Origin of the sequence: Larkinella insperata (assembly GCF_026248825.1) — a bacterium.
Lineage (GTDB): Bacteria > Bacteroidota > Bacteroidia > Cytophagales > Spirosomataceae > Larkinella > Larkinella insperata.
On record NZ_CP110973.1, the window covers coordinates 4,457,345 to 4,481,159 of the forward strand.

Annotated in this window: 23 protein-coding genes; 13 read left to right on the forward strand and 10 right to left on the reverse strand. The window is 54.6% G+C overall.

What is annotated here, in order from left to right; all coding sequences use genetic code 11:
* Positions 1-69: 69 nt before the first annotated feature.
* The 7 genes from OQ371_RS18020 (at position 70) to OQ371_RS18050 (ending at position 6,099) form a co-directional block, all read left to right on the forward strand.
* Positions 70-1,179, forward strand: coding sequence for a glycosyltransferase (locus OQ371_RS18020; protein ID WP_310586583.1), 1,110 nt, complete (start codon positions 70-72; stop codon positions 1,177-1,179).
* 105 nt (positions 1,180-1,284) lie between these two features.
* The gene (locus OQ371_RS18025; protein WP_310586584.1) at positions 1,285-2,181 is read left to right on the forward strand and encodes a hypothetical protein; all 897 of its coding nucleotides are present in this window, start codon (positions 1,285-1,287) and stop codon (positions 2,179-2,181) included.
* 270 nt (positions 2,182-2,451) lie between these two features.
* Complete coding sequence (locus OQ371_RS18030; protein ID WP_265989594.1) at positions 2,452-3,024, forward strand: putative glycolipid-binding domain-containing protein; 573 nt, start codon at positions 2,452-2,454, stop codon at positions 3,022-3,024.
* 303 nt (positions 3,025-3,327) lie between these two features.
* Positions 3,328-3,696: a DUF4180 domain-containing protein gene (locus tag OQ371_RS18035; RefSeq protein WP_265989595.1), complete on the forward strand. Its 369-nt coding sequence runs from the start codon at positions 3,328-3,330 to the stop codon at positions 3,694-3,696.
* Between the two features lie 79 nt (positions 3,697-3,775).
* A complete protein-coding gene (locus tag OQ371_RS18040; RefSeq protein ID WP_265989596.1) occupies positions 3,776-4,528 on the forward strand; it encodes a helix-turn-helix domain-containing protein in 753 nt (250 codons plus the stop codon).
* A 30-nt stretch (positions 4,529-4,558) separates the two neighbouring features.
* The gene (locus tag OQ371_RS18045; RefSeq protein WP_265989598.1) at positions 4,559-5,698 is read left to right on the forward strand and encodes an FAD-dependent oxidoreductase; all 1,140 of its coding nucleotides are present in this window, start codon (positions 4,559-4,561) and stop codon (positions 5,696-5,698) included.
* Between the two features lie 62 nt (positions 5,699-5,760).
* A complete protein-coding gene (locus tag OQ371_RS18050) occupies positions 5,761-6,099 on the forward strand; it encodes a TfoX/Sxy family protein (protein WP_265989599.1) in 339 nt (112 codons plus the stop codon).
* Positions 6,100-6,156: 57 nt separating this feature from the next.
* On the opposite strand, the gene OQ371_RS18055 is transcribed toward OQ371_RS18050, so the two are convergent.
* The 3 genes from OQ371_RS18055 to OQ371_RS18065 all read right to left on the reverse strand — a co-directional run bounded on the left by OQ371_RS18055 (position 6,157) and on the right by OQ371_RS18065 (position 9,638).
* Positions 6,157-6,894, reverse strand: coding sequence for an SDR family oxidoreductase (locus OQ371_RS18055; protein ID WP_265989600.1), 738 nt, complete (start codon positions 6,892-6,894; stop codon positions 6,157-6,159).
* An 86-nt stretch (positions 6,895-6,980) separates the two neighbouring features.
* Entirely contained in the window at positions 6,981-7,874 is an 894-nt protein-coding gene (locus OQ371_RS18060; protein ID WP_265989601.1) for an AraC family transcriptional regulator, read from the reverse strand.
* Between the two features lie 24 nt (positions 7,875-7,898).
* Positions 7,899-9,638, reverse strand: a complete 1,740-nt coding sequence (locus OQ371_RS18065) for an SWIM zinc finger family protein (RefSeq protein WP_265989602.1) — start codon at positions 9,636-9,638, stop codon at positions 7,899-7,901.
* A gap of 157 nt (positions 9,639-9,795) precedes the next feature.
* On the opposite strand from OQ371_RS18065, the gene corA reads away from it, so the two are divergent.
* Both corA and OQ371_RS18075 read left to right on the forward strand, forming a co-directional pair.
* Positions 9,796-10,746 (forward strand): magnesium/cobalt transporter CorA, encoded by a 951-nt coding sequence (corA, locus tag OQ371_RS18070; protein ID WP_265989603.1) that lies wholly within the window; start codon positions 9,796-9,798, stop codon positions 10,744-10,746.
* 87 nt (positions 10,747-10,833) lie between these two features.
* Positions 10,834-11,697: a mechanosensitive ion channel family protein gene (locus OQ371_RS18075; protein WP_265989604.1), complete on the forward strand. Its 864-nt coding sequence runs from the start codon at positions 10,834-10,836 to the stop codon at positions 11,695-11,697.
* 74 nt (positions 11,698-11,771) lie between these two features.
* On the opposite strand, the gene OQ371_RS18080 is transcribed toward OQ371_RS18075, so the two are convergent.
* Positions 11,772-12,635, reverse strand: a complete 864-nt coding sequence (locus OQ371_RS18080) for an endonuclease/exonuclease/phosphatase family protein (protein WP_265989606.1) — start codon at positions 12,633-12,635, stop codon at positions 11,772-11,774.
* A gap of 298 nt (positions 12,636-12,933) precedes the next feature.
* Between OQ371_RS18080 and OQ371_RS18085 the strand changes: the two genes are divergently transcribed.
* The 4 genes from OQ371_RS18085 to OQ371_RS18100 all read left to right on the forward strand — a co-directional run bounded on the left by OQ371_RS18085 (position 12,934) and on the right by OQ371_RS18100 (position 18,090).
* On the forward strand, positions 12,934-13,458 hold the full coding sequence (locus OQ371_RS18085; protein ID WP_265989607.1) for a (2Fe-2S)-binding protein: 525 nt from the start codon (positions 12,934-12,936) through the stop codon (positions 13,456-13,458).
* Between the two features lie 4 nt (positions 13,459-13,462).
* Complete coding sequence (locus tag OQ371_RS18090) at positions 13,463-14,473, forward strand: FAD binding domain-containing protein (protein ID WP_265989608.1); 1,011 nt, start codon at positions 13,463-13,465, stop codon at positions 14,471-14,473.
* Positions 14,470-16,701, forward strand: coding sequence for a xanthine dehydrogenase family protein molybdopterin-binding subunit (locus tag OQ371_RS18095; protein ID WP_265989609.1), 2,232 nt, complete (start codon positions 14,470-14,472; stop codon positions 16,699-16,701). The genes OQ371_RS18090 and OQ371_RS18095 overlap by 4 nt, the downstream gene beginning before the upstream one ends.
* Before the next feature lie 69 nt (positions 16,702-16,770).
* Positions 16,771-18,090, forward strand: coding sequence for a DUF6600 domain-containing protein (locus OQ371_RS18100; RefSeq protein ID WP_265989610.1), 1,320 nt, complete (start codon positions 16,771-16,773; stop codon positions 18,088-18,090).
* A 65-nt stretch (positions 18,091-18,155) separates the two neighbouring features.
* On the opposite strand, the gene OQ371_RS18105 is transcribed toward OQ371_RS18100, so the two are convergent.
* From OQ371_RS18105 to OQ371_RS18130, 6 genes are all read right to left on the reverse strand, one after another.
* Positions 18,156-18,461 (reverse strand): DUF3817 domain-containing protein, encoded by a 306-nt coding sequence (locus OQ371_RS18105; RefSeq protein WP_265989611.1) that lies wholly within the window; start codon positions 18,459-18,461, stop codon positions 18,156-18,158.
* 2 nt (positions 18,462-18,463) lie between these two features.
* Positions 18,464-18,928: a hypothetical protein gene (locus OQ371_RS18110; protein ID WP_265989612.1), complete on the reverse strand. Its 465-nt coding sequence runs from the start codon at positions 18,926-18,928 to the stop codon at positions 18,464-18,466.
* 76 nt (positions 18,929-19,004) lie between these two features.
* Positions 19,005-19,910, reverse strand: a complete 906-nt coding sequence (locus OQ371_RS18115; protein ID WP_265989613.1) for a helix-turn-helix domain-containing protein — start codon at positions 19,908-19,910, stop codon at positions 19,005-19,007.
* Entirely contained in the window at positions 19,903-20,397 is a 495-nt protein-coding gene (locus OQ371_RS18120) for a DUF1905 domain-containing protein (protein WP_265989615.1), read from the reverse strand. Before OQ371_RS18120 ends, OQ371_RS18115 begins: the two co-directional genes overlap by 8 nt.
* Before the next feature lie 62 nt (positions 20,398-20,459).
* Positions 20,460-23,030 carry a DUF5686 family protein gene (locus OQ371_RS18125; protein ID WP_265989616.1) on the reverse strand — a complete coding sequence of 857 codons (2,571 nt, stop codon included), beginning with the start codon at positions 23,028-23,030 and terminating at the stop codon, positions 20,460-20,462.
* Between the two features lie 202 nt (positions 23,031-23,232).
* Positions 23,233-23,787, reverse strand: a complete 555-nt coding sequence (locus OQ371_RS18130) for a GNAT family N-acetyltransferase (RefSeq protein ID WP_265989618.1) — start codon at positions 23,785-23,787, stop codon at positions 23,233-23,235.
* Between the last annotated feature and the right edge of the window lie 28 nt (positions 23,788-23,815).

Below are 23,815 nucleotides of genomic sequence, written 5' to 3' on the forward strand. Positions count from 1 at the left end.
TTTGATAGTATAATTTGTATTAGTCAAACGCCCTGGAAAGGTAGATTTCAGAACTCGGCGGTTCAACTGATGTCCGAGTTGGCCCAACGTCACCGAATTCTGTATGTGGACTATCAATATACGATCAAAGACTGGTGGATGGGCGTCACCGGCCGTCGGGATGTTCCCATCCGTACGCTCTTAAAACTTAGTGACCCGCTCACAAAATTAAAACTGGAAAACGGCAGTGAGATTTACCTCTGGGTGCCGCCCATGATGCTTCCGACGAACTGGCTTACAAACCCATCCCACGACAAAGTGCTTCAGTGGAATGTAAACTATCTTACCAGAGAGTTGCGGAAGGTAATGGCGCGGCTGGGGCTGAAGCAGCCGCTGGTGGTGAATGCTTTTAATCCGGTTTGGGGGCCGCCCATGATTGGGAAATTAAACGAGTACGCGACGGTTTATTACTGTTACGACGAAATCACGGCGGAAAGCTGGATCAGTCGGCATGGACAGCGGTACGAAATCGATTACCTTCAGCAGGTGGATGCGGTTATTACCACTTCTGAGGCATTGCGCCAATCGAAGTCAGCCTTACAGCCCATTACGTTCTGCATTAAAAATGGCGCCAACTTCGACCTTTTCCATCAGGCTCGTCAACTGGCCGATCAACATCGTCCTGAAAAATTAACAGTAGGCTATTTAGGTACTGCTGATAATCGAATAAATATTGATATAGTCGAGTATTGCGCCCGGGTAATGCCCGATGTGGAGTTTCAATTTATCGGAGAAGTAAATGAGCCCCAACTTAAGATACGACTGTCCACATTTCCGAATGTCGTCTTTACTAAATCGCTCCCGGTGACAAAGCTCCCTCCCTTGCTTGCCAATCTGTCGGCGGCTATTATTCCTTTCGTTTGTAACGAGCACACTTATACAATATACCCCTTAAAAATTAACGAATACTTGGCGGCCGGTTTGCCCGTGGTCTCAACGCCTTTTTCTATTCTGGATGAATTTGAGGGAGTCATTGAATTAGCGGATAACGCGGAAAGTTTTGCCCGGGCGTTACGGCGAGCTCTGCACGATAACACCCCGGAACGAATCAGGCAGCGAGTTGAAGTAGCAAAAGCAAACTCCTGGCAGAAAAGGGCGGAGGAATTTGAAGACATTATTCAACAAATAGCCAAAGAGTAAAAAGGGACCGCCAGTTTCGATAAAACAGCAAGTTAGGGTTAGCCGATTATGCAAAGAATATTATTGAAGTCATTGTACGTAGTTGCCTCCGTTAAGTACCCCCAGATGCGGTCTGATTTGCGGTATTTTATCCGCGACAATTACTATTGCAGGCTCAACCAGGTTAAGTATCTATTTAAAGATTACTTTGTTAAAAAGCAATACAAAGTAGTTGATTATCATGGGGAGTTTGATCAGGAGTTGAGGTATATTCTACCGTTTGCTTATTGGCATCATGTAAATGGTACGCTTGAAAAAACCATTTCCTGTAAAAACACCAAAGAGTTTTATTTTTTCAGTAAAAACCACGAGGAAAAATATACGGAACGCGTCTGGCAGGCGGGGTATAATTACTACGAAGTGCCCAATATGACGCATAGTAATACGTTCGATTACAGCAAATGGCTACGAGTACCTTTAAAAAAACAGTACACGAATTCGATCTTTGTATACGATAAGCCTATTTTAATTATTGCTAATAAATATAACATAGAGTGGGATAAACCTCCCGTTAACTACCTGGATATCCCAACGCTTGATAAACTTATTTCATCACTGAAAGGCAAATACCAAATTATTTACAATCGGCCTCTTGCTCAGCAAATCGTAGGGGATAACAGTGAGACGTTGGATTTGAACGAGCATGACTGGATTCGGAAAACTCACCCCGACGTGTTGCTCATGAGTGATCTCTACCAGCAGCATTCTTCCCAGGTAAATAACTACAATCACCTTCAATTGATGGTGTATGCCAACTGCAACCGGTTTATCTCGATGCACGGAGGCACAGCCGCCTTTGCCAGTTATTTCGAAGGAATCAACATTATATTGTCTGATCCCATTGGCGGTATGGAGCACCATTTCAACGAATATGAAACAATTTTTCCCCAGCTATCGGGCGCAAAAATCCTCCACGCCAGAAACCGCGAAGAAGTGCTCCAGCATGTGTTTACCCACTACTGAGTTGACCGGGCCTGCTGCCCCGGCGCACGGATCGGATTAAAAACCGACAAGTGCCCAGAGCCATTCAGTTACGGTTACCTTTCAAAAACGTTTACGGCTTTCGCTTGTTGGTCTGGTCGGTATAGCCTTATTTTTCGGGCCGAATCGTTTCCTGCACAACCTGCCAATACCGGGTTACGAAGAGCCCAACAGATGGGCCGCGTGCTGCGTAGTGAACGATCGACGAAAAAGACAGGTATCCTGAACGTTTTTAGCCAGTAGAAACCGATCATGCAGCTCAACCTTCTCTGGACCGGCCGAGAATACTATTCCCTGGAAAACTGTTTGGTCGAGACGGGGGAAAGCGGTTCGCAAATCACTTCCACCATCATCGGGCAGTACGAAGGGAAAATTTACCTGGTCGACTACCGCATTCAAACCAATCCGCAGTGGCAAACCGTTTTATTAGAAGTCAGGAGTCGGCACAGCAATCAAGTTCAGGCCATCCGGCTGGAAGGCGATGGCAAGGGCAATTGGCGGCAAAACGGTCAGGTAGCCGACGCGTTTGCGGGCTGCCTCGATGTCGATCTTCCGCTGACCCCGTTCACCAACACCTTGCCCATCCGCCGGCTTGGGCTGCAGCCAGACCAGTCGCGGCAAATCGGGGTTATCTACTGTGATCTGCTGGCAGGCCAATTTACTCCGGTTCAGCAGCAATACACCCGACTGGCCGAGACCGCCTATCATTACCAGAACGTTCCGAACAATTTTGAAGCCATTATTCAGGTGGACGAATACGGGCTGGTTGTTGACTATCCGGAACTGTTTGTCCGAACGGCGGCTTTAACAACAAACTACCGGTAGCGTTTCCGGTATGGCAATTGTAAAGTCCTCAAACCCGTTGAGAAATCACCTGGTTCGAAGCTCTTTTTAAAGCGAAAGGAAGCCCGAATTAGTGCGGGTGCATGGGGTGGCGAAGTCTACCGGATAGAACCCGATTCAACCAGCCACCAGCGCATGGGGGTTGTCCCGATGTTTGAAAAAGCCGATTTCACCTTCCTCCAAAAAGCTGGAACCCGGCGGACGTCATGGCCTGTAAACTCGGGCAAAACCAACGGATGGCCTTTAGGCGGGGTCTTGGCAGTATTTACTGATAATACATAAAAAATGCAGATTGAATCACACCAGATCAACGAGGCCTCAATCGCCGAAGTAATTGCTGATGAGACGGTAATTGCGACAACGGAAGACGGCCTGGACTTATTGGGAAATTTATACTATCAGGGTTTCGACAACATTGTGGTGTACGAGAAAAACATCACCCCGGCGTTCTTCGATTTAAAAACCGGCATCGCGGGCGAAATTCTGCAAAAATTCTCCAATTACCGGGTTCGGCTGGCCATCGTCGGTGACTTCTCCCGGTACCCGGGCAAAAGCATCCAGGACTTTATTTTTGAAAGCAACAAGGCCGGTCATATTAATTTTGTTCAATCAAAAGCCGAAGCACTGGACTGTCTATCGAAACGCGGCCGGTAACCGGTTAAGCCCTTGGAAATCATCTGGCGCAATGGTTGGCACTGCGGCAATCGTTTAACCAGGACGCCCTACCGAAGCTATGTTTGTCAATGACATCGAATACAAATTCATCCAGCCGCCTGCATTTCTTGCGGAGTTCGTGGAAAGCTACTGGATGCTGGTGAACCATTCAGAGGAAGAAAAGGCCGTTGTGCTGGTGCCGGATGGCCGGGTGGATGTGTTCTTTTCCTATTCGTCCGCGGAGCCGTTTCATACCACCGTTGCCGGTGTCGAACGGGAAGCGTCGTCGGCTTCCATTCGGCCCCGTACCGTCATTTTTGCGGTCAGTTTTAAGTTGCTGGCCGTCGAATACATCCTCGATACGACGGTTTCGGTCAACGAAGTCCGGTATTTGCCCGCCGGTTTCTGGGGAATCACGGCGGATGATTTGGCCGACTTCGGCCGTTTTTGCCAAACCATTTCGGATATTCTGAAAGGGCTGGCCGACAAAGCGATGGATGGGCGAAAAGTGAAGCTGTTCGAATTGATTTATGGCTCCAACGGCTCGCTGCCAATCCGTGAACTAGCCGAACGGGCAGCCTGGAGCAGCCGCCAGATCAACCGGTATTTTAACCAGCGGTTTGGGATTTCTTTGAAAGCGTATTGCGACATTCTGCGGTTTCGGGCGTCGTTTCAGGACATCAGGGCGGGTAAGCTGTTCCCGGAGCAGAATTTTACCGACCAGGCGCATTTTATCCGGGATGTCCGGAAGTTTTCGGGTGTTACGCCGAAAGGGCTCCGCAAAAATCAGAACGACCGATTTATACAATTTTCGACCTTGGAGAAGCGGTAGGTTTGTCGCATCAAACCAACAACTTCAACCATGTTGATCCAAGACAAAAAAATAGCCATTGTGGGCGGAGGTCCCGGTGGACTGACGCTGGCCAGGTTGCTGCAACGCCGGGGTGCCACGGTTCAGGTGTACGAACGGGACGTGAACAAAGGTGTCCGGGTGCAGGGGGCCACGCTGGACCTGCACGAAGAATCCGGCCTGGAAGCGATCCGGCAGGCCGGTTTACTCGACGCCTTCCGGGCCAATTACCGTCCCGGTGCCGACAAGATACGGATTGTGGATCCACACGGCGCCGTTCTTTTTGACGACAATTTCAACGCCGACGATCAGCTGTTTCGCCCCGAGATTGATCGCGGCCCTCTGCGGAACCTTCTCCTGGAATCGTTGCAGCCGGGCACGGTGGTCTGGAACAGCCACCTGGTGGCGTTGACACCTCAGGGAGACAGCTGGAAACTGGCATTCCAAAATGGCACCTCGGCCGCGGCCGACCTGGTCATTGCGGCCGATGGGGCTAACTCCAAAATCCGGCCGCTCATTACGCCCATTAAACCCTTTTACTCCGGGGTTACCATCGTGGAAGGCACGGTGTATCATTCCGAAAAAGCCGTACCCCGCATCCACCAGTTGCTGAATGGCGGGAAAATATTCGCTTTAGGCGACTCCAAGACGCTGATCGTGAGTTCAAAGGGCGACGGTAGTCTGGTGTTTTACACGGGTTGTAAGACCGACGAAGACTGGGTACACCGCAGCGGAATCGACTTCACCGACCGGGCCCGGGTTACCGCCTGGTTTCGGCAGGAATTTACCGGCTGGGATACCCTCTGGCTCGAATTATTCGAAAACGCGGAGGGCGGTTTTATCCCCCGGCCACAATACTGCATGCCGCTGGACCAGACCTGGGAGACGCTGCCGAATCTGACGATGCTGGGTGATGCGGCCCACCTGATGCCGCCGTACGCTGGCGAAGGCGTCAACATGGCCATGCTCGACGCCCTGGAACTATCCGATTGCCTCACCAATAGCGAATGTCCGGATCTGCGCACGGCGCTGATGGCCTATGAAACCCGTATGCGTGCCCGGGCCTCCGAAATTGCCAGAATGACCCTGGAGCAAACCCGGCAACTGCATTCCGGTCAGGGCCTGGCCCGTATGCTCGAAATGTTTGCTTAGCAGCGTTTGGCCACGGTTTTGGGATTATGTATTTTGACGATACTAATTCCAAATCGTTTGATATGCCTTATAGCGAAGCATTAGCCGACCGGGTCCGGGAGCGGCTGGCCGATCTGCCCAACCTGGAGGAAAAAGCCATGATGGGCGGCCGGCTCTTTCTGTACAACGACAAAATGTTGGTGGGAGTCATTCAGGACGACTTGCTGTGCCGCATCGATCCTGCTATTTACGAGCAGATGCTCGAAAAAAACGGGTGTCGGGTTATGTACTCGGGCAAACGGCCCATGAAAGGGTACGTGCTGGTGGATGAAAGCGGCAGGCGAACCCAGAAAGAATTCGACGAATGGATCAACCTGACGCTGGATTTTAATCCCAGGGCGAAGTCATCCCGGAAAAAATAACGGATCGGTCGCCTTTCGTTCAGCCCACCAGACCTCTATCTGGCGGGCTGAACGGTTTTACCACGGACTGACGCCCGTTTCGGGGTTATTGTCCAGGCTGAAGAATCCGCCCGTGGGGCCATCCGCATCCAGCGTAGCGTATTTGACGAGCTGGGCGGCAGCGTCGTCGACGGTCCGAAAACCGCTGTGGTGGTTGAAATCGGTGGCTGTGTATCCCGGGTCGACAGCATTGACCTTGAAGGCCGAGTCGCGCAGTTCGTACGCCAGTGCGATCGTGTACGCGTTCAGGGCCGTTTTCGACGGACCGTATGCCGCGCCTTTGACCGCGTAGTAGCGCCAGGTCGGATCGCTGTGCAGCGTCAAAGACCCTAAGCCGGAGGTGACATTGACAATCCGGGGAGCTTCGGATTGCTGGAGCAGATCCAGAAACGCCTGGGTGACCTGAATAGGACCGAAAAAGTTGGTGTCGAACACCTGCCGGATCAGGGCCGGGTCGGTGGTGGTGGCGGCCTGGGCCATGCCTCCGCTAATGCCGGCGTTGTTGATCAGGACATCCAGCACGTCGGTTTTCTGACCAATTTCCTGCCGGGCCGCGGCTACCGATTCCGCGTTGCTCACGTCAATTTCAACGGCTTCAACCTGCGTGAGTCCTTCGGCGTTGAGCGCTTCAACGGCCTGTTGCCCTTTCTGGCGGTCGCGGCTTCCTAAATACACGTAATAGCCCTGGCGGATCAGCTGGCGGGCGGTTTCGTAACCAATGCTTTTATTGGCTCCGGTGATTAAGACTTTTTTCATGGGTTGGTGACGGTAAAAACCGTGTTGGTGATTCCGCTACAAACCTACAACCGCCCTTCCGAAGCCACGCTGCACGGTTTCCGGTTTCAATGGTACATTTCGCGGATGCTGGTTCGGTACTCCACGGGGGTCCGGGTGGTCAGGCGTTTGAAGAAGCGGTTGAAGTAGGAGGCATCTTCGAAACCCAGCCGGGCCGTAATTTCCTTGACAGAATGATCGGTATGAAACAGCAGCCGTTTGGCTTCCAGCACCAGCCGCTCGTGAATGAGTTCAATCGCCGTTTTGCCGCTTTGCTGCTTGATGGTCTCGCTCAGATGGCCCGCCGACAGGTGCAGCAGGTCGGCGTAGTCGGCCACCTGATGCAGTTCTTTAAACCGGGCTTCCACCAGCGACTGAAACCGTTTGACCAACTGCCGGTCGACCTGCTGCTGGGCCTGGGTGAATTGTTCGGTATAAAGCCGGCTCAGGTAAATCAATAGCACCCGCAGGTGGGCCGATGCCATCTCGTGTTGCCAGTCGGCGGGGTACTGGTATTCTGCCGTCATTTTCGCCAGGGTTTCTTCGACAAACGCAATATCGCGGGCGCTGAGGAGCAGTTCGTGGCCGTTGTACGGATTCTGGATGATCGGGAGTTTTTTCAGCAGGCGGTTGTCGTCGAGCGCCAGAAATTCTTCCGTAAACGCAACCAGGGTACCGTACATTGGGCCCACTTCTTCTTTCAGGTGGACCTGATGCGGAATGGTAAAATAGAAGGTCTGCGGCTTTAGCGTATACGGCGTCATGTCGACCCAATGCCGCGTGTTGCCGTCGCGGACGTACGCCAGAAAGTAGTAATCTTTGCGGTGGGGAATGAGCAGCGCATCCTGCTGGGACGGCAGCTGGCCGGTGCCTTCCACGACCTGAAACATCGAGTTGCCAGCCCCGTCGAGTGGATTGAGTGCATACCGGGGGATTTCGTGGTCGGTTCTGATCGGGTTCATGGGGTAAAACGTTGGGAGTGGGGCTTACTGCACCGCGTTCAGTTCTTCCAGAAAAGCGAGTCGTCGGGGATTTCGTTCCTTCAGTACTTGAATCAGCGCGTTCATGACCGGGACGCCTTCCGGAATGTCATTTTTGATCTGGGCAATGAGCTGCGCCAGCCGCCGGTAGTCCGAACGGTCGTTGGCTTTCTGCCCGAGTTTTTCGAGCACCGGCAGATACAGGGCGAGCATCTCGGCCGGAACACGGGAAGCCAAGTACGGATGGGCCTGCTGAAGCCGCTCCAGACTGGGCTGAGTCTGCACCAGATCGAGCAGCGCTAGCCACTGTTTTTCTTCCACAAAAATAGGCGCCAACTGATGAAACAGCGTATCGGGCTCATAAAACCAGACGGCTTTTCGCTGACTGGCGTTCTGGGCCGCCGTTTGCGTCATGGCCTGAATGAGTTTCCGGTATTCACGCGCCCAGTCGCGGGCTGAAAAGGTTTGCTTCCACTGGCGGTAATAGGGAAGCGAAACCTCCTGACCCGGCTCGAACGCAAAGGCTTTCGTCCAGGATCGAACCGTTGGAAGATCGTTTTCCCGGTAAGCAATGGCCAGAAGCTGCTCCTGCCACCGCCGAACCGTACCGGAATGCTTTTTCTGTTCGGCCAGCCGAATGCCTTCCTGAACCAGCACCTTCGCCCGTTCAAAATCCCCCGCGTCGACGGCTTCCGCTACCACTTCCTGCCGGACTTCAACAATCTCCAGATTTTCCAGCGTGAGCCTGCGAACTTCGTCGGTGCGGCCAAGGGTTTTTAGAAACCGGATTTGGGTGGTTCGAAGCAGGTTTTGAGTATACTCGTCGTATTCGTCCCGGTATAATGGAATCAACTGGTCGATCAGCACCAGAAAGCGGTCCGGTTCACTGAGCTTCATCGTCGCCCGAAAGGCGGCATCAAGCAGTCTGGCCCCAAAATCGGCGTACTCAAAATAAGTTGAAAGTTTCAGTTCAGCGGCCACAAAATCAACCAGTTGCTGCCGGAGCGGCTGGGCGGCTTCCTCCGAATCGGCCAGTTGACCCAGCAGGTTGATCGCGCTGGAAACCGTGCTGCTGAGGTGGCCCGCCGAGTCGTCGCAATGGTCGAACAGGTTCACCAGTTCAACCACGATCACCCGGCTGACGGTCAGCGCATCCCGGTAGTTTTTCCGGGCCAGAAACTGCTGACCCGTTGCGAGGATAGCCCTGATCTCCCGGGCCAGTTTTCCGGTCTCCCGGTATTCGACAAAGCCCCGGCGGGCGTGGGTCCGGATCGCCTTCCGGACCAGTTCGGTATACTGCTTTCCAACGTCGATGCGCGGATCTTTGTCGGCAAAATGAAGCTGAATCTTGCTGGCAAAGCTCTTGTCCGCAGCCGCGTAATCGGCCACAAACTGCCGAAGCTCCTCTACGGTCACTTGGTGCAGCAGATCGTCGAGTGTCAGCTTTTTGGAAGCCCGTTTGGCTTTCGGTTGGCGCTGTTTCAGCTTTTCGCGGAGGGCAAACAGCGCGGCTACGGTATGCGGACAGAAAGAATCCTCCGCCGGGCAGTCGCAGAAGGCATCCGTGATGGCTCGGTCCTGCAACTGGATTTCAACCGAATAGACCTCCGATTCCTCCACGTCGGCATTCCACCGTGCCTGGCCGGTCTGCTCAAGGGACAAAACCGCCTGTTGGGTAAAAAAACGGCGTCCTTTTTGCACGGTGGTTGGGGCGAGTTGACGGTCGAACGTATCAAGTATCAGCATGGGCGGGGCGGGAATGTTCCTGCTACGGTTCTGCAAAAGTAAGAGAGTTCAGGGCGGCAATGGTCAACTTCGCTTTTTTTCCCAACTTTGCGGCCAAGTCGTCGTTCTGGTAACGGGCGGAGACCCGCCCGTTTGTTCATCAGCTAACTACTGATCCATGATTCGTATATTTCAACAGGATGAAACCGCCGTTCGGAAGGTTCGGGACATTGAATCGTTTTCGGATACCGAACGAACCCTTTGGGTGGATTTACAGAACCCCTCGCGCGAGGAAACCAAGAGCGTGGAGGAAAAATTCGACGTCAACTTTCAGACCCAGCAGGAGCAGGCCGAAATTGAGAGCAGCTCACGGTACATTGAGGAAGACGACTTTCTGATTGCCAACTCCAACTTTCTGATTCCGGATAAAGAGCATATGTACGTGACGGTGCCGGTCAGTTTTATGCTCAAGGACGATACGCTGTTTACCTACCGCAACGCCGACCTGCGGTCGTTTGCCGATACCGTCAAAAAAATCAAATCCCGGCGGTCGGTGTTTAACGACGGGGCTCAAATTCTGATCACCATTTTCGAATCCCGGATCGACCACGACGCCGATTTGATCGAGATGGTTTCGCAGGAAATTAAAGCCATCAACCGCAAACTGGATCTGGATGCCGCGCTGGACCGGGAAATGCTCCTGAAAATCAACGATTACCAGGAGTTAACGATGTCAATCCGGGAAAACGTTGTCGACAAGCAACGGGTAATCTCGGCCATGATCCGCAGCGATGGCTGGTTTACCAACGACGAACAGCAGCGGCTTCGGACGCTCATCAAGGACATTAATTCGCTGATCGACCACACGAACTTTATTTTTGAACGGCTGGAATTTTTGCAGAACACCTTCCTTGGTTTGATTGATCTCGATCAGAACCGCATTGTGAAAATCTTCACGGTGGTTTCGCTGGTGTTTCTGCCGCCAACGCTGCTGGCGAGCATCTGGGGTATGAACTTCGCCAGCATGCCGGAGCTGAGCTGGCAGCTTGGCTATCCACTGGCGCTGGCATCCATTGTGTTATCCTCGCTGGTTACGCTCTGGATTTTCCGGCGAAAAAACTGGTTATAAAACCGTTAGCGGTTAATTAATGCCCGAACAAGCGTTACTTTTTGAAGCTTCAACCTTCTCAACAGGAGAAACTTCAAAAAGAATTTTATGGAATCCCCCGCTTTTTCGTTGCAGAGTGTGTATGATCAGGTAGCGGCTTTTGCTACGCTTTACGGCTTTAAAATTTTACTGGCGATTATCATTCTGGTTATCGGCCTGTGGCTCACGAATCAGGTGGTTAGGATGCTTTCGGCGGTGATGAGCAAACGGCATGTTGATCGTGATGTACAGCCCTTTCTGCTTTCGCTGGTCAACGTCTTGTTGAAAGTGCTGGTGCTGCTCAGTGTGGCCAGCACGCTCGGCGTTGAAACAACCTCATTTGTGGCCATCATTGGTGCCGCAGGCTTGGCGGTTGGTCTGGCCTTGCAGGGCAGTCTGGCCAATTTTGCCGGTGGGGTCCTGATTCTAACCTTCAAGCCGTTTCGGGTGGGCGATCTGATCAGTGCGCAGGGATTTACCGGAACCGTCGAAGCCATCCGGATTTTTGATACGGTGCTGATAACGCCGGATAACCGCACCATCGTTTTGCCCAACGGGGCGCTGTCCACGTCGCCCATGACGAACATTTCGGGCAAAGGGACCATCCGCGTTGATATGGTTTTTGCCGCCGGTAATGCCAACTCCGTCGACAGCATCAAGACCTCGATCGCGCGTGTGATCGATACCTGCCCGTACGCGCAGAAAGACCGGACCCACGATATTCTGGTAACCAAACTTACGGAACTGGCTTTCCATTTCGACGTCCGGGTCTGGACCAGCAGCGATACGTACTGGGAAACCTACTACTACATCCACGAAGGCATCGCCCGGCAATTTGCCAAGGATGGCATCAAAGGACCGGAGCCGAGCATTACGGTTATGGGGAATTTCAGCAACGCCAGCAATGGCTTGTTGACCAGACAGGCTGCTTGATTAAGCCAATTACACCGCGTAAATCAGAAAGCAGGAGGAGAAAAGAAAACGCTTGATTTACGCGGTGTAACAACTTACTCCAGCATGACTCGACTCAGCACCGGCCAGTGATCGGAGATAAAAACGTTGTCTTTCAGGATGGGCAGGTAATCGTGCCGGTTCACGTCAATGCCCGGCCCCACAAAAATAAAATCGATCACCGGTCCGCGCTGATCGGTTTTGAAGCCGTTGTAAGTGGTTTTCCCACCCGTGTGGGGATTCTTGGATAAGCGCTCGGTGTTGGCGAGCTTCAGAGACGAATCACCCATCAGCGCCTGGATGGCTGGCGAAATTTCCGGGGTGTTGAAATCGCCGGTTAAAATCACGGGTAAATCCTGACCTATTTTTTTTATCTGGGCGATCAGAAGGTTGGCGCTCTTTTGACGGGCCGTTTCGCTGAGGTGGTCGAAGTGGGTATTGATCACAAAAAGTTCACTTTCATTTCGTTTATCCCGGAAAATGCCGTAGGTCGCTATGCGGGGAAAAGCCGCTTCCCAGGATTTGCTGCCCGGTATGTCCGGGGTCTCGGAAAGCCAGAATGTTCCGTGTTTAAGAAGCTCAAATTTTTGTTTGTTGTAGAAAATCGGTGAAAATTCACCCTGCGTCTTACCGTCGTCCCGCCCGGCGCCAATCCACGCGTAGGCTGGCAATTGGTCCTGCAAATCGGCAAGCTGCCCCGCTAATGCTTCCTGCAACCCGGCAAAATCGACCTGATAATCCTGGATGACACCAGCGGCCATCTCTTTACGGTTGGGCCAGGCATTCAGTCCGTCCTGTGGGGTGTTAACCCGAACGTTAAACGAGAGAATATTCAGGGGAACCCGGGCGGTTCCGACGGAAACGGTCTGGGCCGAAACGGTCGAAACAAGAACCGTCAGAAGCAGAAAGGCTACTCGCATGCAGATAGACTTTGGTTGCGACGAAGTAAGCCGCCAGCCACCGGAAAAACAACCACAAGGCCAAGATTCCGGCAACCACTTCCCAACCCGGACGTTGTGTTTCCCTGATTTTCCAGTCCGCCGAACCGGACCGGAAACGTGTCGATCCACCCGATCCGGAGGGCCCAGATTTGTTGTCGGACCTGTGAGGTCCTACCCATTGCCGCCCGGATTCAGACCGGGGCCTAAGTAAATCGCCAAATTTCCAACATTTAGGGGGTAATCGGGCTTTGCATACGTATTGAAATCCCTACTCACTATGCAAACAATCCTGCCTCCAGAAACCGAAGCGAGTCCTGCTGCGCTGCCGGAAAAAACGACGATTCAGCTAACGATCAACGGCTCCGTTCACCAGCTGGAACTGGAACCGTGGACCTCTCTGCTTGACGCCCTGCGGGAGTATCTGCACCTAACCGGCACCAAAAAAGGGTGCGATCACGGTCAGTGTGGTGCCTGTACGGTCCTGGTCGACGGCAAGCGAATCAACTCCTGCCTGACGCTGGCCATTATGAAAGATGGCTCCGAGATTACGACGATTGAGGGGCTGGCCGGTGAAAACGGTTTACACCCGCTGCAAACGGCTTTTGTCGAGCACGATGCCTACCAATGCGGTTACTGCACACCGGGCCAGATCTGCTCGGCCGTGGGCATGATCAACGAGGGGCGGGCCAAAACAGCCGACGACATTCGCGAATTGATGAGCGGCAACCTCTGCCGTTGCGGGGCCTATCCGCACATTGTCGATGCCATTCAGGAAGTGATGCAAAACCAGACCCAAGCCTGACGTTATGAACCGATTCTCGTATTCCCGGCCCGGCAACGTCGATACGGCTGTGGACGAACTGGCCCACCGCGAGGGGGCGAAATTTATCGCGGGCGGTACCAACCTGCTCGATCTGATGAAAGAAAATGTTGAGCGGCCCAACCACCTCATCGATATCAACCACCTGGCGCTGAAGACCATCGAAGAGACTGAAGACGGAGGGCTCCGGCTCGGCGCGCTGGTTACCAATGCCGACACGGCCTACCATGAAAAGGTCGAAAGCCGGTATCCGCTTTTGTCGCAGGCTATCCTGGCCGGAGCGTCGGCGCAGTTGCGTAACATGGCGACCAACGGCGGAAATCTCTTTCAACGGACCCGCTGCTATTATTTTTACGATACCGGCACGCCCTGCAACAAGCGCGAACCCGGATCGGGCTGCGGAGCCATCAATGGGTTTAACCGCATTCACGCCATTCTGGGTACTTCGGACGAAAACCCGGAAAGCCGCTGCATTGCGACCCATCCGTCGGATATGTGCGTGGCGCTGGCGGCCCTGGATGCTGTTGTTCGGATAACCGGCCCAACCGGCGACCGGACCGTACCCTTTGCGGATTTTCATCGGCTGCCCGGCAACACCCCCTGGCTGGACACCACCATTCAGCCCGGCGAACTGGTGACGGCGATTGACCTGCCCGCCAAAGGATTTCCCGACTATTTCACCTACCTGAAACTCCGCGACCGGCAGTCGTACGCCTTTGCGCTGGTGTCGGTGGCCGTCGGGCTGGAAATCGAAAACAACCAGATCACCGACGCCCGGATTGCACTGGGTGGCGTAGCGCATAAACCGTGGCGCAAGCCGGAAGCGGAAGCGATGCTGGTCGGAAAGACGGTTAAGGAGTCTGATTTTCAATCCGTAGCCGAAACGATTCTGAGCGGAGCAAAAGGGTACGGACACAACACGTTTAAAATCGAACTGGCTAAACGCGCCATCGTACGGGCGTTGCAACGGGCTGCTAAAATCGAAACGGAATCATGACAAAATACATCGGAAAATCCATGAGCCGCGTCGATGGCGTGGCTAAAGTGACGGGAAAAGCGAAATATGCCGCCGAATATTTTGCGCCGGATCTGGCCTACGGTTACGTGGTGTCCAGTACCATTGCCAAAGGAAAAATCATCCGTTTTAATACCGACGAGGTGCTGCAAATACCGGGGGTGATTCAACTCTTTACGCACGAAAACCGTCCCCGTCTGGCGTGGTTCGATATTAGCTACAAGGATCAAGATGCCCCGCCGGGGTCGCCTTTCCGGCCCCTGCGCGACGAAAAAGTGGTCTACAACGGCCAGCCGATTGCGCTGGTGGTGGCCGAAACATTTGAAATTGCCCGGTATGCGGCTTCGCTGGTGAAGGTTGAGTACGAGGAGGAAGACCATGATACCGCGCTGGAACACAACCTGCATCGGAGTCGGAAGCCGAAATCGGGCGTGGCCAGCTTGCTGAAATCGCCCCCGCCCAAACCCCGGGGTGAATTTGACAAGGCGTTTCAGGCGGCCCCCTTCCAGACGACAGGACAGCATGTTCACTCCGTTGAGCACCACAATCCCATGGAGATGTTTTCCAGCACGGTTGTCTACGAAAAAAATGGAAAACTGACGATCTACGACAAAACGCAGGGTGCTCCCAACAGCCAGCTGTATGTGTCCCAGGTGTTCAACCTGCCGTTTAAGGATGTGCGGGTGATTTCGCCCTACGTCGGTGGAGCGTTTGGGTCGGGGCTGCGCCCGCAGTACCAGCTCTTTCTGGCGGTTCTGGCCGCACTGGAATTGAAGCGTTCCGTTCGGGTTTCGCTCACCCGTCAGCAGATGTTTACCTTTGGCCACCGGCCCGCTACCGTTCAGAATCTGTCCCTGGGTGCAAAGGCCGACGGCACCATCGACGCCATTCAGCACGACGCTATTGCCGAAACGTCCCGGTTTGAAGATTACTTTGAAATTGTGGTCAACTGGTCCGGAATGCTGTACCCGGCCGAAAATACCAAGTTTACCTACAACCTCGTGCCGCTGGATGTCTTCACTCCGCTGGATATGCGCGCGCCCGGCGGGGTAACTGGTGTTCCGGCCATCGAAATGGAGATTGACGAACTGGCGCATAAGGTGGGGATGGATCCCGTTGAATTCCGGTTGAAAAACTACACCGAAAAGGACATGGACCAGGACCTGCCGTATTCGAGCAAGGAGCTTCGGGAGTGTTTCCGGCAGGGCGCCGAACGGTTTGGATGGTCGGGCCGGAAGCCCGAACCGCGTTCAATGCGCCGGGGGCACACGCTGATCGGCTGGGGGATGGCAACCGGTATCTGGGATGCTACCCAGGGACCCGCCCGGGCGGAAGCCGTGCTGACGGTAAACGGAAAACTTCGGGTGACCAGCGCTACCGCCGACATCGGCACCGGTACGTACACCATCATGACCCAGATTGCCGCTGATACACTCGGGATGCCCATTGAAGATGTGATTTTCCGCCTGGGCGATTCGGACATGCCGCTTGCACCCATCGAAGGAGGATCCTGGACGGCCGCTACCGTGGGTACGGCCGTGAAGGTGGCCTGCGAAGAACTTGGCAAAAAACTGTTCAAGATGGCGCAGAAAATGAAAAATTCGCCGTTTGCGGATGTGAAGCCGGAAGACATTGTTTTTGCTGATGCACATCTTCGGCTTAAAGACAATCCTTCGGTGGCCGTTTCCCTGCGGGACATTGTCGGGACAAACGGGGGCCGGGCCGTTAGCGAAACATCGACTTCGCTGCCGAATATGCTGCAACAGCGCAAATACGCCCGGGCCGCTCACTCGGCGGTGTTTGTGGAAGTGGAAGTGGATGAGGATTTTGGCACCGTCCGGGTGACGCGGGCCGTTACGGCCGTGGCGGGGGGGCGCATTCTGAACCCTAAAACGGCCCGGAGCCAAATTATCGGCGGTATGGTGTGGGGAATCAGCAAGGCTCTGGAAGAAGAGAGCGTCATGGATCACCAGTTCGGGCGGTTCATGAACCACAACCTGTCGGAATACCACGTGGCCGTCAACGCCGATATTCAGGAGCTGGACGTTGTTTTTGTGGAAGAAAATGACACCATTGTAAACCCGCTGGGCGTAAAAGGGCTGGGTGAAATTGGCATTGTCGGAATGCCGGCTGCCGTAGCCAACGCTATATTCCACGCGACGGGCAAACGGGTTCGTAGTCTGCCGATTACGCTGGATAAATTGTTGTAGATCTGATTAAACCTTCGGGGTCGTTCTGGCATCTAAGGGGTATAACGCATTTATAACGTCCGCTGGGCCATGAAAACACGACCAATCTTACCAGCCTTTGGTATATTCATATTCTTTTTCATCGCGCTGGTTGGGCCGCAGAAAACCGTGGCCCAACCCGGCGTTGACATACCGGTTGAGTCATTTTACGACGAACTGGCGCCGTATGGCGAGTGGGTGCGTAACCCCGAATACGGCCAGGTCTGGATGCCCGAAGTAAACGACGATTTCCAGCCGTACGCGACCAATGGTCACTGGGCCGTCACCGAATACGGTAACACCTGGGTTTCCGATTACGACTGGGGCTGGGCGCCGTTTCACTACGGTCGCTGGCTCTTCGACGACTACTACGGCCGCTGGATCTGGGTGCCCGACAGCGAGTGGGGACCGGCCTGGGTGAGCTGGCGGTCCGGTGGCGGCTACTACGGCTGGGCTCCGCTGGGCCCGGGAATGGGCATCAACGTGAACATCAACATCAATCTGCCGTTCAATTACTGGACGTTTGTCCCACAGGTCTATTTCACCAGTCCGCGGGTGTACAGCTACTGCGTACCGCGCACGCGGGTGGTCAATGTTTACCACAACACAACTATTATCAACAACGTATACCGGTACAACAACCGCTCGTACGGCTACGGTCCGCGCCGGGAAGAAATTGAGCGGTACACGCGCCGGAACGTGCCGGTTTACCGGGCCAACGAGGTAATTCGGCGTACTAACGCGGGTCCGCGGGGCAGCTACGGATCGTCTTATTCAACCGATCGATTCAACAACCGCGGCAGTTATACCTACAACGGCAATCGCCGGGGTGAGGTAGCCGAAAACAACCGGATTGAAGACCGCGCGGGCTGGGGTGCCTACCCGGGTAGTCGGGGAAATGGCTCGTATAACCGGCCAGATGGTTTTAACAGCCGCCCCGGTAACGCCAATCGCCCGGATTTCGGAAACCGACCTAACCCGGAAAATAACAATCGCCCGGATTTTGGAAACCGCCCGAATACTGATCACAACAGCGTTGAACGCCCCAGCCGCAATGACTGGAACGGCAACCGTTCAAACCGATTTGAAACGCCTTCCGAAAACCGGGGTAATCCGGGGTACGCCCCGCGGACCAATTCACCCTCGTTTGAACGTCGGTCGGAAAACCGTTCATTCCAGCAACCGGAACCATCCAACCGCCGGGAAGGCTGGTCCGGAAACCGGGGATTTGAAGGAACTCCGCAGCGGGTAGAACGCAGCCGGGAGTCATTCCCGCAACGGTCGGCGGACTCGGCTCCCCGGCCGTACCAGGAGCGCCAGAATTCGGCCGGCCGTGGCGATGGTGGCGGCAGCCGTCGGGGACCGAACTAACTGGATTTACCCATTGGGAACCGGTGGGCCAGGGCGACAACTCTATCGCCCTGGCCCATCGGTTTTTATTTAATGCGGGACAGAATCGTGTAATCGATGTAAAACGTTCCGAACGGAATGAAGCAGGCCAGGATCACCTTCCAGGTAGTTTCCAGAAACTTCCAGTGGCGCTCGATGCCGACGCTCAGCGTATTGATGACAAACAGCAGAAAAAACAGGCCGTGAATGGGGCCGACGGTTTTTACCAGCGAAGGATCCCCGCCCGAATATTTGAGCGGAACGGCAATGCCCAGCAGGACGATTAGCGAGATACCTTCCAGAAAGCCGATCAGTCGGAGTCGGCCCACTTTGTTTTGAAACAGGTTGATCATGGTTAAAAAGGACGAAAGTAAGGGCGGTTGGCCAGTGGCGAAAAGGGCCAGGGTATGGCCGTGAAAATGATCAGCAGCGCCAGCAGGAACCAGACCGTCATGGTTTTGAATTTGGCCTCATCGGTTTCTCTGCGTTTCGCAGCGGCTGATCCGATGGTAATGAAAAATACCGCCACCGTCATTAAAGTGATGTGTATCAGACCGAAAAACAGGAACTCCAACTGGCGGCTGGCCTGGCTGAAATTAGCCCGGAAATAGCTAATAATGGGGCTGTTGAAATACAGCGTGTAGCCAATCATCAGTTGGATGTGCGAGATCGTGGCGGTAATGTGCCGAACGGAATTGTCGGATTTAGAGTACGGTCGGTGGCCGAGCCAACCGGTGAGTCCCCGGTACAGAGCGTACAACAGACTCACCAGGACCAGCCACCGGAAGGCGGAATGAAAAAATAGTAATGCGGAATACATGCTGTTTTTGGACCTTTCAGATGGGCACAAAGGTCGAGAAACCGTCTGTTGCAGGGTAGGATGGATAAGGCAGCTTCTAGGACTTTTCAATCATTCGGCGAAATTCGGAGGGCGTCTGGTGTTCGTACTTTTTGAACAGGCGGGTAAAATAGGAGGGATCGTCGAGGCCAACTTCCAGGGCAATCTCGCTCACCGTCAGGTTGGTCTGGCTAAGCAGTACCTTGGCTTCGAGCAGCACGGTTTCGTCAATCCACCGGGTTGGCGATTTACCGGTAACGGCCTTTACGGTTTTGTTGAGGTGGTTGGGGGTGATGTTCAGCAGCGATGCGTATTCAGTCACCCGTTTTTTGGTGCGAATCCACTTGAAAAGCAGCTCGCGGAACCGGTTGGTAATCGTTACACCCGTCACCGGGCCGGAGCCGGATGCGGGCCGGTAAATTCGGTTCACTTCGCACAGCAGGGTGAGCAAATACGACTGGAGCAGGTCAAGGTTCTGGAGACCGTTCTGCGAGTAATCGATCAGCAGCCGGGTAAGCAGCCGCCGGATAAACTCCGCCGACTGCCGATCGGGCTGAATCATCGGGTTGCCCCATATCTTGAGAAAATCAAATTCGTTTAACAGGTTGTTTTTCAAAAGTTTTCCAACCAGAAAATCCGATTGAAAACCGCAGATGTAGCCTTTATTAATTTCACCTTCCCGGAACGAAAATACCTGACCGGCAGGAACAAACAACATTTCGTCAGCGTGAATGGTGTACAGTTCGCTGCCGATTTTTATGCTGGCTTCGCCCTCGGTGATGTACAGGCACGAGGTGATAGTGGAGCGGGAAGCCGGTACCGCCCGGGTGACGAACTGGTACATGTCTTCCACACGCATGATGAAAAACTTACCAACGTCGCCCCGGAAGAACGCATGGAGTTCTTCCGAGGGCATAAACTTGCCGGTAAACGCCCGCGTATCGTACAGCTTGATGTCACTCATGCTGGCCGGATGGGTTGATTTTCAGTCGGTTGATCATCATAATGGCCCGGTCCACGCGGACCTGAGGGCTCTTCGCACCATCGACATAATAAATAATACTCCGCTGCCGGTTGGGGGTCAGGGCGTGAAACAGCCGGTTGCCTTCTTCGTCAATGGCCAGCAGTTCCGTTAACTCTTCGGGCATTTTGCGGCCGTATTCGCTTTCGTCCTGCCAGATGGCGATCCGGAGTGTATCGCCCAGCCGGAGCTTGCCCTGCTGCCGGATGGGCGTTCCGATGCTGATGAAAAACGAGCCGTCGCCCCTGGGTCGGAGGGCGCAGTGAAACTCGATGCTGTCGTTCAGCAGGCACATCATCCGAACCGGCTGGGTGCGCGTAAACTGCTGGGCCACTTCGTCGGGAACGTCGATGTAGTGGGTTCGGTCGCGTTGCTCAAACCGTTCCAGAACGGCTTCAAAACGGACCGACTGAAGAGAATCAGGGTTCATGGTAACAGGCCGTGGCGGTTTTCATTCGCCACGGCCTGGCAAATTACCGGTTTTAACCGGGTTTACAAACCCACCTGAAACGACACTTTTACGGCAAACGGCGTCACGTTGGGTTGCTGGCGGTAGGTCAATCGGTGCATTCCTTCCACGCGCACCAGCTTGAAAATGTTCTCAATTCCGTAGCCCACTTCCACGTACGGGTCATGCTGGAGGGAGTAAACGGGAGCCAGCGCTTTTCCTGCGGCATCGTGGGTCGCAATCAGGTTTCGATTGGACTCGCTGAGGCCACCCCACAGCAGTTTACCCGTCACGAAACTGCGCCAGCCCAGCCGCCGGATCAGCGGAAGCCGGTTGGTAAACAAGCCTTCGAATTTGTGTTCCAGCGAAACGGATGCATAGCGGTCGCTGACAAACTCACCAAAGTTCATCAGGTTGTAGGCATTGCGGTTGTAGAACGGCGTCTGGTTGCCAACGTGCACCTGCAACAGCGGATAGGGCAGGGTAGAGGGAATATAACCGGCCTGAACCGTATACTGCGTCCGCCCAAATAACCCCCACCGCAGCGTATGATCCAGCTGAAACTGCCATTTGTGGTAGTCGCCAAACGTTCCGCCCTCAAACGAAGCCGTTCCGTACGTATACCGCAGGCTGACGATAGGCGCGGTTTCGGTGGGTCGGCGCTGAATCCGGCGCTTGGTCACCCGGCGGCTGGGAATCCGGCCGGGTGCGTACCGCAGTTCCAGAAAGGCTTCCCGGCTCCAGAAGTCGGAACTACACACCGTTTGCTGGGTGTCCGGCACGGGTTGACGGAAGGCAAATGGAAAAAGTGGGTCGATGCGCCGGTACCGAATCCCCGCGGTCTGGATAAAATCAGTTCCCAAATCGCGTTGGACCGACAGGGCGGTTTCGTTCTGGTAATAAGCCTGGGGGTAGCGCCCAAACCGGCTGGTGATGCGCAGAAAAGGATTATCGGCTAAATCTTCGGTCCGCAAACCGAGCTGCTCCAGATCGTAGCTGCTTTTCAGCGTAATGAGCGTCAGCGGCTGGTGGGTCGGAATGTAGTTGATTTCGCCCCCCATCTTCCAGATCTGATCACGCGTACCGTAGGCACTGTAGGCCGCCAGCTGCCAGTTTCGGCTAAACTGGTTGTTGGTCTGCAAACCCATCCGCAACCGGTGGCCTTCAACCGGATTGTAAGCCCACATCGAAAAAACCGACCCGGCCTCTACGCCTTTGAACAGTGGAACATACCCGCCGTTGAGAACAAACTGGCCCGTGCGGCTGATGAATTTAATGAGCGGCAGGTTCCGGACGGTATCCAGCACGGCGCGCGTCTGTTTGTTGGCTTCGGACTCCGCTGCGCTCTCACGTTGCGCCTGCCAGTAGTCGGCGGAGGCTTCGGCACGGTCTTCGGCTATCTGCACCTCGGTGTCAAAGAAACCAACGGGCTTGGGCTGCCCCACCAGCGGCTGCCGAACCGTAGTCCGGTACTCGACCGTGGCGCCAAAGGTGTGCTTGACAACCTCACCCACCTGAACCGTCAGGTGGGTCGTTTCGGGCAGCCAGGCGCGGGCGGACTCACCGGCGGTTTCGTACGTTTGTTCAATGTCAATCTGCTTGATGAAATTAAGGTTGGCGGCTGCGCCAACCTGCGCGTCGATCTGCACGAGGGCGTAGCTGACGGTGTCGATCCACACTTTGCCCCTGAAAACCAGGTCGCGTTCGTTTTTAGGGTCGAAGTCCAGGACGAAGCAGGTGTGCAAACCTACCTGCGCGGTATCGGCCAGAAAGTACGAGTAAGCAGCCCGGCTGTTGTCGGCCAGGGGCGAAATAAATTCCTTTTTGAACAGGCTGACGGTATTCTGGTAAAAGTTGAGGGTATTAAAACCGGCGCCCGTGAACATCGTGATGAAGCTGTCGTCGGTCAGCCCGGCGCTGCTGATGGCCGTTTTCAGGATGTGTTCCTTCTGGCGTTCGGGCTGGCGCCGGGCGTAGAGTTTCGAAACGGTTTCGGAGAAAAAGATCGGCAGTTCCGTCACGGTTTTTCCGGCCTGTTTTTTCTCCACGGCCCGCAGGATGGTCTGCACGGGTTTGCGCCGGCGAAACCGCTCGGCCATCTGGTTGATGCTGATCGAAAGCTGGCTGTAGGCGTCGTACTCGTAACCGTCGAGCTTCCGGAAATCATTCTGCGACCGGTGGGCCGCTACTTCGCGCAGGATGCGGTAGGCCGGATTTTCGCCCGCCCGGATCACCACCTCGTTCAGCTGGGTTGCCACCGGTTTTAAAACGACTTCAAGGGGTTTTTCCGGACTGGCTGCGTTGATGGCGACGGTGGTCGTCTGGTAGCCCATCGCCGACACCAGCAGCGAATCCACGCGCTGGCCAACCGCTAACCGAAATTGACCGTTTTCATCGGCCTGCGTTCCGATGGGTTTGCCTTTGACGGCCACTGCGGCAAACGGGACCGCGGCTCCGGACGGGGTTTCGGTGATGCGCCCGGAAAGGACCCGTGCGTCGGAAGGGGTTTGTCCGCAGGCAGCCCACGCTGTTATGACCACCCCCAGCAGGGCAGATAAAATACGGGTGAAAATCAGGCGAAAGCCGTTTGGTCGAGTTTGCAAACGCAGGTTCATTCTCTTCGTCGTGTTGTTTACTGTGATTTATGCCACTATGACGACGAAGGTGACCTTTACCCCTACGCCCAAAAGAGGACGGGGTGCGTGAACAGGGATTTTCTGCGTTTGAATTGCAGATTTAGGGATTTGAACTGAAGCCCTTTTTGGCCGGATTTGGCCGTCCGGGCAGGCCCGGGTCCGGCGGAACGGCATCCGGCTGTTAGAGTTCGGACGCCAGCCGGGCGTAGTAAACCGAGTCCAGAAACCGGCCGTTGAAGTATTTATCTTCCCGAAAATGACCTTCTTTCCGAAAGCCGCTGCGTTCCAGCACCCGGGCCGAAGCCGTATTGCCGGGATCGACGATGGCTACGATGGAATGCAGCCTCATGGCCCCAAACCCGTAGTCGACCACGGCTTGCAGGGCTTCCTGCATGATTCCCAGGCCCTGGTAGTCGGGGTGCAGTAGGTAACCGACCTCGGCCCGAAAGTTTTCCGGGTTGATCCGGACAAAGCCGATGGTTCCGATGACGCCCGGTTGATCCTGGAGCGTAATGCCCCAGGTGATGCTCTCGTTGCGCCGAATGGCATCGTTAAAAACCTGAATCAGCCGGACCGCATCCTCGACGCAGGTCGTCAGCGGTCGGGGAATAAACCGCATCAGCGCCGGATCGGAGCGAAGCTGGTGGAGATTATTTCCGTCCGATTGTTTTAAGCGCCTGATGATCAGACGATCCGTTGTCAAGGTTGGGCATGGGCCCAGGTTAATGGTCAACATAGGTATGAATAAAGGGTAAACGGCCGAC